Genomic DNA, 15,841 nt, shown 5'->3' with positions numbered 1-15,841 from the left:
AGCCCGCGGCATCCCTGGTTTCCGGCGGGTATTTTCCCGGTCAGGTGCCCGGCACTCAGGTGTCTTCAGCTCCCGCCCAGCGCCTGGTGGCTATGGAAGAAGAGCCTGAAGAGAAGATGATTGAGGCGGCACTGCGCCCTAAGTCCCTGGACGACTTTGTGGGTCAGCGCCGTGTGCGTCAGCAGCTGTCTCTGGTGCTGGAGGCTTCGAAGATGCGTGGCCGTAGCGCCGACCATGTGCTGCTGTCTGGCCCTCCCGGTCTGGGTAAGACCACTCTCGCGATGATTATTGCGGCAGAGATGGAGGCGCCGCTGCGCATCACCTCCGGCCCGGCGATTCAGCATTCGGGTGATTTGGCGGCGATTCTGTCTTCGCTGACCCCCGGTGAGGTGTTGTTCCTGGATGAGATCCACCGTATGAGCCGCCCGGCTGAGGAAATGCTCTACATGGCGATGGAAGATTTCCGTGTGGACATTGTGGTCGGTAAGGGTGCGGGTGCGACCTCCATTCCGCTGGAGCTGCCGCAGTTCACTCTGGTGGGTGCGACGACCCGTGCGGGCCTGCTGCCCGGTCCTCTGCGTGACCGCTTCGGTTTTACCGGTCACCTGGAGTTCTATTCGGTGGAGGAGCTTGAGCTGGTGCTGCGCCGCAGTGCGGGTCTGATGGACATGCAGATTACCTCCGAGGGCTTCACCGAGATTGCCGGTCGTTCCCGCGGTACGCCGCGTATTGCGAACCGCCTGCTGCGCCGTGTGCGTGACTGGGCGCTGGTGAACGGCGTGGACCGCATTAACGCGACCGATGCCGCAACCGCGCTGGACATGTACGAGGTGGATTCGCGCGGCCTGGACCGCCTGGACCGCGCCGTGTTGGAGGCGCTGATTCACAAATTCGGCGGCGGCCCGGTGGGTCTGTCCACCCTCGCCATTGCGGTGGGTGAAGAGACGGAGACCGTGGAGACGGTTGCCGAACCGTACCTGGTGCGTGAGGGCCTGATCGGTCGTACCCCGCGCGGTCGTGTGGCTCTGCCCGCGGCGTGGGAGCACCTCGGCTTGGAGGCCCCGGAGATTCAGCTCTAGCCCCGTATCAGCTTTAGCCCCGGACCAGCTGATAACACTGTAGTAGCCCGTGGGAGGTATCCGCCTCCTGCGGGCTTCTCTGTACCCCGGCAGCTTTTCTACAGGCACGGTAGCTCTTCTGCAGGGGCGGCAGCTCTTCTACCGGTTCTGCAGGCTCCAGCGGGCTCTGCCGAGCTCTGCCCGGCTCTGTCAGCGACATAAAATTACGCCGAGAGAGTCCAAAACTCAGGTTAACCTCACAAAAACGCTGGTTCGGGGCGCTAAAGCTCATGCTCTCGCGTAGGATGGATACGTACTGTATCTACGATTCCACACCTTCTGGTACGCTCAACCCTCGCGGTGAGCGGCACGGGTGCGGATGTGAAAGTGAGACCATGGATCTTAACTTCCTCATCAACGTCATCATGACGATTGTCTTCTTTGCTGCAATTTTTTGGATTTTTACTTCCGCTAAGAAGAACCAGCAGAAGCAGCTTGAGGCGCTGCAGGCAATGCGACGTGCGCTCGTCCCCGGTGATCAGGTGATGACTGCTTCCGGCGTCTACGGCACCGTTGTCAGCACTGACTTTGAGAACAACAAGCTGCAGCTTCAGATTGCAGAGGGCGTTGTGATTACTGCGTCCATGAACGCGATCCTGAACCTTGTTGAGGATGAAGCCCCCGCAGCGCCCCTGACCGAGGACGTGTACGAGGCTACCGCATCCGAAGCTCCCGCTTCCGATACCTCTTCTGATACTGCTAAGTAATTCAGCGCGTATGAGCCCGGCGCCCAGTGAGCGGCGTCGGGTTTTCGCGTTACGGAATCTGTAGAACACTCAATACTATTCACACGAAGAAGGAACATTATGGCTAAGCGTTCACCGCTTGCAGCCGCGCGAGGGGCGCTCCTCTCGATGGTCCTGCTCATGGTTGTTATGGCTGCCGGTATTTTCGGCACCACCTACGCGGGAGGTTCTTGGGCACCGAAGCTCGCCCTGGACCTTTCGGGTGGTACTCAGATGATTCTTTCTCCGAAGGTCAATGGCTCTTCGGATGAGAACGTCTCCCAGGAGCAGTTGAACCAGGCGGTTGAGATTATTCGTCAGCGCGTTGATGGTGCCGGCGTTTCGGAGGCGGAGGTTACCACCTCTTTCGGCTCGGGTAATAACGTGGTTGTTTCGGTTCCCGGAACGATTAGCGCTGAGACTCGTCAGCTGATTCAGGCGTCTGCAAATATGACGTTCCGCCCGGTGCTGGTCTCTGGTGCCGGTACTGCGGTGGCTGAGGATGCCCGCACTGCGGACGATAAGCTGCCCAAGCCCTCTGCGGAGCCGACTGATGGTTCGGACCGTAACTGGATTACTGCTGACCTGTACAAGCAGTATGAGGCGAAGGACTGCACCGCGGCACGCAATGAGGACGCCGATAGTGCTGATCCGACTAAGCCGATGGTGGCGTGTTCCACTGACGGTCAGGAGAAGTACATTCTGGGTCCTGTGGAGCTGAGCGGTAGCGATATTTCTACCGCGAGCCACTCGCAGGAGACGAGCGGCCAGGGCGTGACTACGGGCCGTTGGGCTGTGAACATTCAGTTCAACGATGCTGCTCGTGAGAAGTTCCAGAACATTACTTCTCGCCTGAACGCGATTCGTGCACAGAACGCAAATGATCCGCGTGCCCGCTTCGCGATTCTGCTGGACGGCAAGGTGCTGTCTTCCCCGGTGTCGCAGGCTGTGATTTCTGATGGTAAGCCGCAGATTACCGGTAACTTCACTGAGCAGGAGGCGAAGGCTCTCGCCGATCAGCTCAAGTACGGTGCCCTGCCGATTAGCTTCACGATCCAGTCGGAGCAGCAGATTTCTGCGACCCTGGGTTCGGAGCAGCTGCGTGTGGGTCTGCTGACCGGTCTGATTGGTCTGCTGCTGGTGTTTGTGTACTCGCTGTTCCAGTACCGTCTGTTGGGCTTTGTCACGATGATGTCGCTGGTTGTGGCTGGCATCATTTCGTATGAGGCGATTGCGCTGCTGGGTTGGGCGTTGAACTACCGCCTGTCCCTGGCTGGTGTGGCGGGTCTGATTGTGGCGATTGGTGCTACGGCTGACTCGTTCATCGTCTACTTTGAGCGTATCCGTGATGAGATCCGTGCGGGCCGCACGATCCCGTCGGCGGTGAATCATGGTTGGCAGCGTGCATCCCGCACTATCCTGGCGTCGAAGGCTGTGAACCTGCTGGCTGCTGTGGTGCTGTACGTGGTGTCGGTTGGTTCGGTGAAGGGCTTCGCGTTCACCCTTGGTTTGACTGCGATTGCTGACCTTGTGGTCGTGTACCTGTTCACCCACCCGATGCTGACTCTGCTGGCAAATACCCGCTACTTCGGTGAGGGTCACCGCCACTCGGGCTTGTCGCCTGAGTCGCTGGGCGCTACGCCGCTGTACCGTGGTGCCGGTCGCCTCCGCACCCCGGAGGAGAAGCAGCTGAGCATCGCTGAGCGTCGCCGTGCAGAGCGTGCTGCCGCTGAGGCTGACGAGTCTGCTTCTGATGAGAAGAAGGAGAGCTAAGCATGGCTACCGATGTGAAACCTAATGCTTTTGCCCGCTTCGGTAATGACCTGCATTCGGGTGCCCGCTCGTACCCCTTCGTGGGTAAGCGCCGCCTGTGGCTGCTGCTTGCGGCTGTGCTGATGGCGGTTTCGGTTCTGATTCCGGCTGTTGGTGGCGGCTTCAACCTGGGTATTGATTTCCGTGGTGGTTCGGAGTTCGTGGTCTCGAAGACCGCGCACGTTGATACTGCTACGGGTGAGCGCATTATTCACGAGAAGGCGAAGGACGCTTCGGATGTTCGCGTGACCAATATTGCGCCGGGTACGATTCGTGCCCAGATGAGCAAGCTCAGCGATGATGAGACTTTGCAGGTGAAGGCGGCTCTGCAGGAGGGTTACGGCGTCTCTGAGAATGACGTGACCTCTTCGTTTGTGGGCCCGACCTGGGGTGCGGATGTGACCCGTCAGGCGTTCTGGGGTCTGGTCGCGTTTGTGGTGCTTGCGCTGATTGGTATGGCGTTCTACTTCCGTACCTGGAAGATGTCGTTGGCGTCTATTGCGGGTCTGTTCTTCACCGTGGTGGTGACGGTTGGCCTGTACGCCGCGTTCGGCTTCGAGATTACTCCGAGTGCAATTATTGGTTTCTTGACGATTCTGAGCTACTCGCTGTACGACTCGGTGGTGGTGTTCGATAAGATCCGCGAGAATACCGAGGATGTGCTGGAACGCCGCGACACGACCTTTGCCGAGCAGATTAACCTGGCGGTGAACCAGACCCTGGTCCGTTCGATTAACACCGCTATTGTGGGTGTTCTGCCGGTGGGCGCGATTCTGTTCATTGGTGCGTTCATCCTGGGTGCGGGTACTCTGCAGGACCTGTCCCTGTCGCTGTTCGTGGGTATTCTGGTGGGCATGTTCGGTACGCTGTTCGTGTCTGCTCCGCTGTATGCTTCGCTGCGTTTGGGTGAGCCCCAGATTCGTGAGCACACCGCGAAGGTGGAGAGCGGCAGCTTCAAGGACGCTGAGGATGCTGACGAGGCTGAGGGCGACTCTTCGGAGGAACCCGCCGAGGCTGAGAAGGCTGCGAAGTCTGAGAAGTCCGCAAAGTCTGAGGAATCTGCTGACAAGGCGACCGATGCGGACAACGCAGCCGAGAAGGCAACCGAGAAGCCCGCTAAGAAGCCGGCACGTGCAACCATTGAGATTCACCGCGTGAACCTGAACGGTTAGCCAACGTTCCGCCAGCGCTACTGGCGTTACTAACGATAGGGGAGTCGATACCGAAAGGTGTCGGCTCCCCTTTAGCGTGCCCGATTATTTCCTAAACAACGCGCTCTGGTGTGTTAAAACGTCGCATAGTTTGGCGCGTTCCAGACCGCTGGGTAGGATAAGAAGTGAAGATACTGTGCGCTCGCGTTTGAGCCTGCTGATGGCTGGTTTGGCCGGTATAGCCCTCAACGATGAGGAACCTGAGTGTGCGGCTGATTATCTTGAGTCCGAAGGAGCCTGGAATGAGTGCAGAACCTGCCGTGAACACCAACGCTGAGAACCCTGCAGGGACCGCCGAGAAGCCCGCGGTTCGGCCCGCTGGCCCGATTCCTCTGCCTGAAACTGATTCGTCTGACGCAAAGAAGAAACGCGGCTCGCACCGCGTCATGGCTGCTGGCGGACGTGTGCCGAACCGCCTCGTCTTCGGTAGCCGCAGCAGCACGATGGAGGCGTCCGATTCGCACGGCGGCACCATCCGTTTCTCCCCGATGATTGCGCCGGTCGTGCGTGCCGTGCGCCGCTACCACCCGGATGAGGACATTCAGGTGCTGCAGCGTGCCTACGAGGTGGCGAACCGCTGCCACGAGGGTCAGAAGCGTAAGAGTGGCGACCCGTACATCACCCACCCGGTCGCCGTGACTGCGATTCTTGCGGAGATGGGCGCGACCGGCCCCGTGCTCGCCGCCGGCCTGCTGCATGACACGGTGGAAGACACCGACTACACGATGGAGCAGCTCACCGAAGAGTTCGGTGAGGAGGTCGCCTACCTGGTCGACGGCGTGACCAAGCTGGACAAGATGACCTACGGCGAGAACGCCTCCATCGAGACAATCCGCAAGCTTGTGCTGTCCATGAGCAAGGACATCCGCGTGCTGCTCATCAAGCTTGCCGACCGCCTGCACAACGCCCGCACCTGGCGTTTTGTGCCGCAGGCTTCTGCCGCGAAGAAGGCAGAAGAGACCCTGAAAATTTACGCACCGCTCGCGCACCGCCTGGGCCTGAACACGATCAAGTGGGAGCTGGAGGACCTGTCCTTCGCCGCCATGAGCCCGGAAATTTACGCCGAAATGGTGCGCATGGTCGGCGAACGCACCCCCGCGCTCGAAAAGTTCCTGAATGAGGCGCGCACCAAGATTACGGAGCGTCTGAAAGAGGTGGGCATCGACGCGACCGTGACGGGCCGCCCGAAGCACTACTACTCGATTCATCAGAAGATGAAGACGAAGGGCCGTAGCTTCGACGAGATTAACGACATCCTTGCCGTGCGCATCATGGTTGAGGAAGAGGCGGAATGCTACACCGTGCTCGGCCACGTGCTGTCCCTGTGGCCGTCGATGACGGGCCGTTTCAAGGACTACATTAAGAACCCGAAGAACAACAACTACCAGTCGCTACACCTGACCGTGTACGGTCCGGGCAACCTGCCGCTTGAGATTCAGATCCGCACCTACAAGATGCACGAAGAAGCCGAGTACGGTGTGGCGGCGCACTGGCGCTATAAGGCGGCGTCGCGCGGCGAGAAGGTCGCGGCTCGTGGCGGCGCGCCCGCGAAGGACCCGAAGGAGCCGGGCACCCAGACCTCGGCGATGATGAACGTCGGCATCCTGCAGTCTATTGCGGAGATTTCGAACTCCAACCCGGAGTCGGAGAAGTTCTACGAGTCGCTCGCTGACACCCTCGACACCGACGAAATTGTCGTACTCACCCCCAACGGTGAGGCAATCGCCCTGCCCAACGGCTCCACCCCCGTGGACTTCGCCTACGCCATCCACAGTGAGGTCGGCGACCGCACCGTTGGCGCGAAGGTCAACGGCCGCCTCGTGCCGCTGCACACTGTCCTGCCTACCGGCGCGACCGTGGAGATTATGACCACGAAGAACGAAGACGCCGGACCCAGTGAGGACTGGCTGAAGTTCGTTCGCTCCTCACGCGCTCGCACGAAGATCCGCCAGTACTTCGCGAAGGAACGCCGCCTGGAGGCGCTGCTCGCCGGCCGCGAGATGCTCACCAAGAGCATGCGCAACAGTGAGCTGCCGCTGCAGAAGATGATGAGCCCGGAGATCATGACTCAGGTGGCTCAGCTGCTGCACAAGAATGATGTGGCGTCGCTGTACCGTGCGATTGGTGAGCACGAGATCGCGCCGAAGCAGGTCATTGACACCCTCGTTGAGGTGCACCGCGGTGACGAGCCGGCACCCGAGGTTGAGGTCAGCGACTTTGATGAGACGCTGCTGAAGTCGACCCGCAAGGCGATTGGCGATAACGGCGTGATTGTGCCGGGTGCTGAGGGTGTGCTGACGAAGATTGCGCGCTGCTGCACCCCGGTCCCGCCGGATGACATTATCGGCATTGTGACCCGTTACAACGGTATTTCGGTGCATCGCCGTGACTGCCCGAACATGCGTAACGCTGACGAGGAGCCGCGCGTGACGACGGTTGAGTGGGCGTCTTCGCCGACCGCTACGTACCGTGTGCAGATTCAGGTGGAGGCGCTGGACCGTAAGGGCCTGCTGAGCGACCTGATTCGTGCAATTTCTGAGTCGGGCGTGAACATCCTGGATGCACGCGTGCACACTTCGGAGGATCGTACCGTGGTGGACCGCTTCGCCCTGGAGCTGGGTGACCGCTTCATGCTGGAGCACGTGCTGAACGTGGTCCGTAACGTGACGGGCGTGTACAAGGCGTACCGCCTGACCGGCGCGAAGCCCTCGGAGGCGTAAATACTTCTCTATGCCCAGAAGCCACATGTGTTGAACACATGTGGCTTCTCGCCGTTTATGGGGGAGGGCCGGGGCTCCTTCGATAGGTTAGTGTCTTCACTACGGGTTAAAGACCCACGGTGAAGACACTAACCTATCGAAACAACCAGCTACCCGCAGTGTAATCTACCCCCTCTGCACAGCGCCGATTTTCGGTCAGAGTTAGTGACTTTGGTGGGGGTTAAAACCCCAGCCCAGAGTCACTAACCCATGGTCGAAGTCCGTAACCCATGACCGAATTTCCACACGGTGTGTGGGAGGCGGGGTAGCAGCGCTCAGGAGGCAAGCCAGTCCGCGCCTAATCTTCCGTGTGGCGGGGGAGTGCGCCTCCCGAAAACCCCCTTGCCACGCAACGACATGTACGGCTCGCCGTATAGCCCGCCCACGCACACCAGGTAGGCACCCCAAACCGTAGAGGTCCTGGTGTCTTTTGTTCAGGGGTTGAGAAGTCTATAAATCTGTGGTGCAGTAAATAGCGCTGTGATTATTATGGAAATGCTATTAGAAAATTAACGGACAATTAAAGGTATTTTAAAATTTGATGCAAAAGTGAAATGTGTCGAAGCTGATTTGATTCAGATGAATTTTAGGCAAGATGTTGCTATGTTGAGCTAGCGTAGGAAGGGAGTTTTTATGTTGAGTAAGGAAATCAAGAAGAATACTGTTGTGTTATGCTGGGCAATCTTTTTGCTCCTGATATTTGTTCATGGTTTTGAGGCAATCTTTCTCAAGACGGATGAAACTTTTTTTGGGGAGAACTTTATTAATAAACTATTTGGTATCGCTGTAGTTTTTATATTGCTACGGTACCTTAATTGGCACTGGTCTGATATAGGGTTTAAGAGGATAGGGTTCGTTAAGAATGTGGGTCTAGGAATCCTGCTAGCCTTCTGTTCATTTATTATTTCGTATGGTGTGGAAATTGCTCTCCTCAAGACTCAGGGATATGATGCTGGGTTCGGAATCTTCACAACAAGCTTTTCCTTGACAGGGGAGACAGTAGTCCATTCAGGACTCGGATTTATATTGATGTGTATTTTCTTCAATATAATAAATGTAGTTATGGAGGAAGGAGCATTTCGAGGGATTATTTATCAAATTGTTGCCATTGATCACTCCCTGAAATATGCCTTGTTTTTTCAGGCATTTTTATTTGGCGTATGGCATATTGTAACACCTATCCATAATTTAATTGATGGTGACATTAATTTAGAATCTTTCATAGCACTTAGTGTAAGTTACATCATTTTGGCAGGAATGATGGGTATTAAATGGGGGCTGCTCTATCGTATGACTGGCAGCCTATATGCCGGAATGGCTGATCACTTCTTCAATAACTGTATTGCAACAAATCTTCTTCATGTGATTACTGTGAATGGAGTGGATGAGATGATGATAGTCCGAGTAGTAATTGCACAACTAATTTCTTTTGTAGTTGTTTTTCTGGTGTGGAAGAAACGCGAAAAGTCAGGTGTGAGTTTTGAAAAATAACAAGGGAAAGAAGCACAATGGTCAAAGGTGGGAAATCATGAAGTATGAGCCTGTTGAAGGCTAGCCCCTCCAAGCGAACCTAAAATTTCGCATCCCGCAGACATGCAGAAGCCACATGTGTTTCGAAAAGCCACTTCTTTGGTGGCTTTTCGAAACACATGTGGCTTCTCGGCGTTAATTAGACCGTTATTTAGACCGTCGGCTAGACCTTAGTTGCCGAAGCCCTGCAGGGTTGCTGCCCAGGCGCGGCGCGCCTCCAGAGCTTCCTTAGCCTTGGCGATCTTCTTGGAGTCGCCGCCCTTTTCAGCTGCGGCGAGCTCTGCTTCCAGCTCGGCGAGGGAGTCCTCGATCTGTGCGAGCAGGGAGTTCGCGCGTGCCGCCTTGGCGGGGTCGTTGCGCTTCCACTTTGCCTCTTCGGCGCCGTTGATTTCGTCCTGAATACGGCGCAGTTCGCCGTCGACGCGGCGCAGGTCGTTGCGGGGTACGCGGCCTGCCGCATCCCAGCGGTCCAGGATCTTCTCGAAGGCTGCCTTCGCGCCCTCAATGTCTTCGACGGGCAGGAGTGCGCGTGCTTCTTCGAGCAGTGCTTCCTTGACCTTGAGGTTTTCAGCGTAGACTGCGTCCTGCGCCGCTTCGGCTTCGTTGCGGGCGTTGAAGAACACGTCCTGCGCCGCGCGGAAGCGTGCCCACAGCTTGTCGTCTTCGCGACGGTGGCCGCGGGGTACCTGCTTCCAGGCGCGCATCAGGTCGCCGTACGCGCGGGAAGTCTCAGACCAGTCAGTCGAGGTGGACAGCTCTTCCGCACGTGCAATCAGTTCTTCCTTGGCGCGCTTGATGCGTGCGTTGCGGTCGTCGAGCTGCGAGAAGTGTGCGCGGCGGTTGCGGTCGAAGGTGGTGCGGGCTGCGCGGAAACGCTTCCACAGCTCATCCTCTACGCTCTTTGCCAGGTGAATTTCGCGCTGTGCCTTCTTCCACGCTTCGAACAGTTCGTTCATGCGGGAGTGGGAGTTCTTCCAGTGGATCTGGTCGGGGTCCTGGCTGGCAATCTGCTCGGCTTCCGCGACGATTTCTTCGCGGACGGCGAGGGCGCGTTCACGGTTTTCGGTGCGTGCCTGCTGCTGCTTTTCGCCGAGTTCAGCAATCTGCTCTGCGAGGGAGATGAGTCGCTTCTGCAGGCCGGAGTAGTCACCGACCATGTTGCGCACACCGATCTGTGCACCGATGGAGGTGATGCCCTTCTGCAGGTCTGCGGCGGGGGCGTTGTTGGCGAGGCGGGATTCGAGCAGGGCAACCTGCGCCTCGACGTTTTCAAACTTGCGGGCGAAGTAGCTGAGCGCTTCTTCTTCGGAGGCGCCGGGCAGCTGGCCTACGGCGTATTCTTCGCCGTCGACAATGACGAAGACGTGGCCGTCCTCGGAGACGCGGCCGTACTGGCGTGCCTTTTCGAGGTTTACAGTGTCGTCGGGTTTGGTAGTCACCGCTATAACTCTTTCACTCGGGGGTGCTGGGGGTGGGCGCCTTTGCGCTGTTCCCCGTGGTGGGCACCCGTTTGGGTGTGCGTGTGCACCTCCTAAGCATAGCCTCTGTGGGGTGTGTGTGAGTAGTGTCTGGTCGTGTTGTGTTGTGGGCGAACCTGCCGGCCGCGGGTTTGCGTGGGTTTGTGTCGGGTGAGCTGGGGGAGTGGGTGCTGTGCTGGGGTGGGTGTTGGTATGATGGGTAGATGTGCCCGGCGTGTTCCGGGGTTTTGTTGTCGAGTTCTTTGTCAAGGAGTATCGAGTATGGCTCGCAAGGCTTCGCTGTCTGGTTTTCCCGAGTATCTTCCGGCTGAGCGGTTGGTTGAGAATCATGTTCTGGACACTTTGCGTGAGACTTTTGAGTTGCACGGTTTCTCCCCGATTGAGACTCGTTCGGTAGAGACTATTGAGCAGCTGCTGCGCAAGGGTGAGATTGACAAGGAAGTTTACGCAATTTCTCGCCTGCAGGAGGATGAGGCCGCGAAGGCTAAGGAAAAGCTGGCGCTGCACTTTGACCTGACCGTGCCGTTCGCCCGTTACGTGGTGGAGAACGCTGGTTACCTGAATTTCCCGTTCTCGCGTTACCAGATTCAGAAGGTGTGGCGTGGTGAGCGCCCGCAGGAGGGTCGTGCCCGCGAGTTCACTCAGGCTGATATTGACGTGGTTGGTGACGGCGAGCTGCCGTTCCGTTACGACGTGACTCTGGCGCTGGTTGTTGTTGATGCGCTGTCGAAGCTGCCGATTCCTGAGTTCAAGCTGCGTGTGAATAACCGCAAGCTGGCTGAGGGTTTCTACCTGGGCTTGGGTTTGACTGATACTGCGGCTGTTCTGCGTTCTATTGACAAGCTGGAGAAGATCGGTGCTGAGCGTGTGGCTGAGGAGCTGCAGGCTGAGGCTGGTGCGAGCGCGGATGCTGCCGCTGCCGCCCTGGAGCTGGCGCAGATCCGCACTGAGGATGCTTCTTTCGTGGAGCAGGTGCGTGCGCTTGCCACGAAGTATTCGGTGGAGCATGAGCTGCTGGATCAGGGTCTTGCTGAGCTGGCTGAGGTCATTGAGGAGGCGGCTCGCCGTGCGCCGGGTAAGGTGCTGGCTGACCTGTCGATTGCTCGCGGTCTGGATTACTACACCGGCACCGTGTATGAGACTGTTCTGGTTGGTCACGAGTCGCTGGGTTCGATTTGCTCGGGCGGCCGTTATGAGTCGCTGGCGTCGAACGGTAAGAAGACGTACCCGGGTGTTGGCCTGTCGATTGGTGTGACCCGTGTGGTGGCTCGTATTCTGTCGCAGGGTTTTGCGCAGGCGAGCCGCAAGGTGCCTTCGGCCGTGTTTGTGGCTCTGACGAATGATGAGGGCTGGTCGGCCGCGAATGATGTTGCGGATGCGCTGCGTGCCCGCGGTATCGCCTGCGAGGTGTCTGCGAACGCGGCGAAGTTCGGTAAGCAGATTAAGTACGCTGAGAAGCGCGGCATTCCGTTCGTGTGGTTCATTTCGTCGGATGAGTCGGGTGCTCCGGTTCACGAGGTGAAGGATATCCGTTCGGGTGAGCAGGTTGCTGCTGATCCGGCTTCGTGGATGCCGCCGGCTGAGGACCTGCACGTTCAGATTGTGCGTGCTGAGGGTCTGTAAACATTAGGGGCCTGTCATCGTAGGGCCTGTAATGCCTGCGGTGTTTGGCCGCTGTAGTATCTGGCTGCTGTAATAATTTGGTTACTGTAGCCTGCATATGGACCCGCATATGGATGTGTACCCGCCTGGTGGGGAGGATGTTGACCTCCATGCCGGGCGGGTCTTTTTATGCGGGCCCAGATTTTCGATAGGCTAGTGTCTTCGCCGTGGGTCTTTAACCCGGGGTGAAGGCGCTAACCTATCGACTGAGGCGTTTCCTCGCTTTATCTCAAGAGTAGTTTCCGCAAGTGGGTGATGACTTCCCGCTCTTTTTGAAAGATGTCAGCCCATGTGAGGTGTACGACCGTCCAGCCGGCGCGGGTTAGAGCACGGTCGCGGGTGGCTTCGTAGCGGTCCCTGCCGGGGTGGTCCACGTATTTCTGTTCGCCGTCGAACTCGAGAATGACGCGCGCCTCGGGCCAAGCGAAGTCTACCCGGTAGTTACGGCCTTCGCATGAAATCGGGTACTGCGTTACGGGGAGGGGTATCCTGTGTTCCATGAGTAGGCACCGGGTGAGGCTTTCACCAGCCGACTCGCTGGATGCATCCACCGCCTGCTCCAGGAGGGGCCCCGCGGAACCGCCGTACCCCGTGAGGCTCAGTAGAATCTCGGTTACTTCGCGGGGTTCCATTAGCCCCCGCCGCATGATGGAGTCAGCGAGGACTACCGCCTCCCGAAAGGGCATGCTGCGCGCACAATCCTGTAGCGTGCGAGCCACCGTTGTCGCCATGATGGAGGTGCCCGGCAACCTGGTGACTTCCTCGGGGCCGGTGGCGCTGTAATGCCGGGTGATTCTTCCCTTGTCAGAGGTGCTATGACTACAGCTATACACGCTTATCATTTGGGGAACAGAGAGTACATCAAGTCCCCATAGCGCCGCGGCTGATGTGTGGGAGAAGATCCCTTGAAGACCCATCATCTGAGCAGCGATGCACCGTACCGTGAGCCGCTCTTCGGGGGTGAGTGCTTGGGCATCGCGGGTGTAAATATAGGCTCCTCGCTGGATACGTTGCAGAGACCCTTCCGCCACTAGCTTGCGAATGCGTTTCGGCCCGATTCCTCGCAGGTTGAGCATCTGTGAGTTCAGCACGAATGGGTGTAGTTCTGCGGTACGGGTAATTTCTGGTGTAGCCGGTAGTACGTTTGGGACGCGTTGCCACGGAATAGTTGCTGTGTTCATAGGCTTTATCCTGGCAGGCTGTGTGAGGTTGTGGGGCTTGTTCGTGAAATCTGTGGATAACTTCGCGGATTCTACCGAAAAAGTGTTTGTCCACAGGCATGCGGAGTGGATTCCCCGGTAATACTTCGATAGGTTAGCGGCTTTTCGATAGGGTAATGCCTTCACCCCGGGTTAAAGACCCACGGCGAAGACACTAACCTATCGACCGCAGACACCCACGAACCTGCCGCCCTACCCGCATCCCGCCTCCGCACCCCATTTTCTGGCGCCTGACTTGCCCAGACTTGCCCCGACCCGCCATCGACCTGCCCGGAGGGGATACAATATATGAGGCGCACGCAGTGTGCGCATATCATCAACCGCGTGTACCCGGCTACTGTCTATAGTCGTGAGGTGCCCGCTATGAAAGGAATGTCTGTGCTTCGCACTCACACCAACGGCGAGCTGACCGCCGCAAATATTGGAGAGACTGTTACCCTGACCGGTTGGGTGGCTCGCCGCCGCGACCACGGTGGTGTCGCTTTCGTTGACCTGCGTGACCGTGAGGGTGTCACCCAGTGTGTTTTCCACAATGAGGCTGATTTTGAGAACCTGCGCAACGAGTATGTGCTGCGTGTGACCGGTCTGGTGACTAAGCGCCCGGAGGGTAACGAGAACCCGAACCTGGCGACCGGCGAGATTGAGGTTGAGGTGTCCGCCGTTGAGGTGCTGAACACTGCCGCTCCGCTGCCTTTCCAGATTGACGAGCACGTTGAGGTGGGTGAGGAGGCGCGCCTGCGCTACCGCTACCTGGATCTTCGCCGCCCGGAGCCGGCTCGCATCATGCGCCTGCGTTCGGACGCGAACCGTGCGGCACGCAACCTGCTGGCTGAGGACGGCTACATTGAGGTTGAGACCCCGACCCTGACCCGTTCCACCCCTGAGGGTGCGCGTGACTTCCTGGTGCCGGCTCGTCTGGCTCCGGGTTCTTGGTATGCTCTGCCGCAGTCCCCGCAGCTGTTCAAGCAGCTGCTGCAGGTGGGCGGTATTGAGAAGTACTACCAGATTGCTCGCTGCTACCGTGATGAGGATTTCCGTGCGGACCGTCAGCCTGAGTTCACTCAGCTGGACATTGAGGCTTCATTCGTTGATCAGGAAGACATCATTGAGCTGGGCGAGCGCATCGTTGAGGCTGTGTGGAACCTGATTGATGTGAAGGTTCCCCGCCCGATTCAGCGCATGACCTACAAGGATGCGATGGAGAAGTACGGTACGGACAAGCCTGACCTGCGTTTCGGCCTGGAGCTGACTGAGCTGACCGAGTACTTCAAGGACACCACTTTCCGCGTGTTCAAGGCTCCTTACGTGGGTGCTGTTGTGATGCCCGGTGGTGCTTCCCAGCCTCGCCGTACCCTGGACGCTTGGCAGGAGTGGGCTAAGCAGCGCGGCGCTAAGGGCCTGGCTTACGTTCTCATTCAGGAGGACGGTGAGCTGACCGGCCCCGTGGCTAAGAACATTACCGACGCTGAGCGTGCTGGCCTGGCTGAGGCTACCGGCGCGAAGCCCGGCGACTGCATCTTCTTCGCTGCTGGTGAGGCTAAGGCTTCCCGTGCGCTGCTGGGTGCTGCTCGTGTTGAGATTGGTCACCGTACCGGCCTGATTAAGGACGGCGAGTGGTCCTTCGTGTGGGTCGTTGACGCTCCCATGTTCGAGTCTTCTGCTGAGGCTACTGAGTCCGGTGACGTGGCTCTGGGTCACTCCGCGTGGACTGCTGTGCACCACGCGTTCACCTCCCCGAAGCCCGAGTTCATGGATACTTTCGATACTGACCCGGGTTCGGCTCTGGCGTACGCTTACGACATTGTCTGCAACGGTAACGAGATTGGTGGCGGTTCGATCCGTATTCACCGCCGTGACGTGCAGGAACGCGTGTTCGCTGTGATGGGCATTGGTGAGGAAGAGGCTCAGGAGAAGTTCGGCTTCCTGCTGGATGCATTCAAGTACGGCGCACCGCCCATGGGTGGTATTGCGTTCGGTTGGGACCGTATTGTGTCTCTGCTGGCTGGCGTTGATTCGATCCGCGAGGTTATTGCGTTCCCGAAGACCGGTAACGGTTTTGATCCGCTGACTGCGGCTCCTGCACCGATTACTCCGGAGCAGCGTAAGGAAGCTGGCGTTGATTTCAAGCCGAAGAAGAAGGACGAGGAGTAATCTTCTCTAGTCTTTGGTCGTGCGCCCCGTAGGGGTGTGGGCCTGTGCGGCGTGAACCCGGCGGGCGTTGAGTTGTGCCGGGGTCGCCGTTGAGGGTGGGCTGTGTATTCTGCTGGTGCAGGGTCGCAGCCCACCTTTTGTATCAACTGGCGTGCGTGCCGATTTGTGTACTAAC

Annotated in this window: 10 protein-coding genes and 1 pseudogene; 8 read left to right on the top strand and 3 right to left on the bottom strand. The window is 58.2% G+C overall.

Going from position 1 to position 15,841, the window contains the following annotated elements:
- Window positions 1-92: 92 nt before the first annotated feature.
- The 6 genes from ruvB to HMPREF2528_RS07580 all read left to right on the top strand — a co-directional run bounded on the left by ruvB (window position 93) and on the right by HMPREF2528_RS07580 (window position 9,116).
- Window positions 93-1,079 (top strand): Holliday junction branch migration DNA helicase RuvB, encoded by a 987-nt coding sequence (gene ruvB, locus HMPREF2528_RS07605; RefSeq protein WP_172855776.1) that lies wholly within the window; start codon window positions 93-95, stop codon window positions 1,077-1,079.
- Between the two features lie 374 nt (window positions 1,080-1,453).
- Window positions 1,454-1,825 (top strand): preprotein translocase subunit YajC, encoded by a 372-nt coding sequence (yajC, locus tag HMPREF2528_RS07600; protein ID WP_070543609.1) that lies wholly within the window; start codon window positions 1,454-1,456, stop codon window positions 1,823-1,825.
- 99 nt (window positions 1,826-1,924) lie between these two features.
- Complete coding sequence (gene secD, locus HMPREF2528_RS07595; RefSeq protein ID WP_070543607.1) at window positions 1,925-3,616, top strand: protein translocase subunit SecD; 1,692 nt, start codon at window positions 1,925-1,927, stop codon at window positions 3,614-3,616.
- Between the two features lie 2 nt (window positions 3,617-3,618).
- Window positions 3,619-4,827, top strand: a complete 1,209-nt coding sequence (secF, locus tag HMPREF2528_RS07590) for a protein translocase subunit SecF (protein WP_070543605.1) — start codon at window positions 3,619-3,621, stop codon at window positions 4,825-4,827.
- Between the two features lie 281 nt (window positions 4,828-5,108).
- Entirely contained in the window at window positions 5,109-7,586 is a 2,478-nt protein-coding gene (locus HMPREF2528_RS07585; RefSeq protein ID WP_049353267.1) for a RelA/SpoT family protein, read from the top strand.
- Window positions 7,587-8,258: 672 nt separating this feature from the next.
- Complete coding sequence (locus tag HMPREF2528_RS07580; protein WP_070543603.1) at window positions 8,259-9,116, top strand: CPBP family intramembrane glutamic endopeptidase; 858 nt, start codon at window positions 8,259-8,261, stop codon at window positions 9,114-9,116.
- 209 nt (window positions 9,117-9,325) lie between these two features.
- Here HMPREF2528_RS07580 and HMPREF2528_RS07575 read toward each other — a convergent pair whose 3' ends face one another.
- The gene (locus HMPREF2528_RS07575) at window positions 9,326-10,594 is read right to left on the bottom strand and encodes a DUF349 domain-containing protein (RefSeq protein ID WP_070543601.1); all 1,269 of its coding nucleotides are present in this window, start codon (window positions 10,592-10,594) and stop codon (window positions 9,326-9,328) included.
- A gap of 300 nt (window positions 10,595-10,894) precedes the next feature.
- Between HMPREF2528_RS07575 and hisS the strand changes: the two genes are divergently transcribed.
- Entirely contained in the window at window positions 10,895-12,256 is a 1,362-nt protein-coding gene (hisS, locus tag HMPREF2528_RS07570) for a histidine--tRNA ligase (RefSeq protein WP_049362618.1), read from the top strand.
- A gap of 263 nt (window positions 12,257-12,519) precedes the next feature.
- On the opposite strand, the gene HMPREF2528_RS09290 is transcribed toward hisS, so the two are convergent.
- Window positions 12,520-12,927, bottom strand: a complete 408-nt coding sequence (locus HMPREF2528_RS09290) for an endonuclease domain-containing protein (RefSeq protein ID WP_246823915.1) — start codon at window positions 12,925-12,927, stop codon at window positions 12,520-12,522.
- Window positions 12,928-13,290: 363 nt separating this feature from the next.
- Window positions 13,291-13,476 (bottom strand): annotated as a pseudogene (locus tag HMPREF2528_RS09335) (type IV toxin-antitoxin system AbiEi family antitoxin domain-containing protein); the annotation flags it as partial.
- 417 nt (window positions 13,477-13,893) lie between these two features.
- On the opposite strand from HMPREF2528_RS09335, the gene aspS reads away from it, so the two are divergent.
- Window positions 13,894-15,666 carry an aspartate--tRNA ligase gene (aspS, locus tag HMPREF2528_RS07560; protein ID WP_070543597.1) on the top strand — a complete coding sequence of 591 codons (1,773 nt, stop codon included), beginning with the start codon at window positions 13,894-13,896 and terminating at the stop codon, window positions 15,664-15,666.
- The last annotated feature ends 175 nt before the right edge of the window (window positions 15,667-15,841 follow it).

The sequence above is a fragment of the Rothia sp. HMSC078H08 genome (genome assembly GCF_001808955.1).
Classification (GTDB): domain Bacteria; phylum Actinomycetota; class Actinomycetes; order Actinomycetales; family Micrococcaceae; genus Rothia.
The sequence above is the reverse complement of the archived record's forward strand: the minus strand, read 5'-3'. Positions and strand labels throughout refer to the sequence as shown.

Bases quoted from the DNA above. Each gene is read 5' to 3' on its own strand.
- ruvB (WP_172855776.1), top strand. From the start codon at position 93: ATGGAAGAAGAGCCTGAAGAGAAGATGATTGAGGCGGCACTGCGCCCT.
- yajC (WP_070543609.1), top strand. From the start codon at position 1,454: ATGGATCTTAACTTCCTCATCAACGTCATCATGACGATTGTCTTCTTT.
- secD (WP_070543607.1), top strand. From the start codon at position 1,925: ATGGCTAAGCGTTCACCGCTTGCAGCCGCGCGAGGGGCGCTCCTCTCG.
- secF (WP_070543605.1), top strand. From the start codon at position 3,619: ATGGCTACCGATGTGAAACCTAATGCTTTTGCCCGCTTCGGTAATGAC.
- HMPREF2528_RS07585 (WP_049353267.1), top strand. From the start codon at position 5,109: ATGAGTGCAGAACCTGCCGTGAACACCAACGCTGAGAACCCTGCAGGG.
- HMPREF2528_RS07580 (WP_070543603.1), top strand. From the start codon at position 8,259: ATGTTGAGTAAGGAAATCAAGAAGAATACTGTTGTGTTATGCTGGGCA.
- hisS (WP_049362618.1), top strand. From the start codon at position 10,895: ATGGCTCGCAAGGCTTCGCTGTCTGGTTTTCCCGAGTATCTTCCGGCT.
- HMPREF2528_RS09290 (WP_246823915.1), bottom strand. From the start codon at position 12,927: ATGGAACCCCGCGAAGTAACCGAGATTCTACTGAGCCTCACGGGGTAC.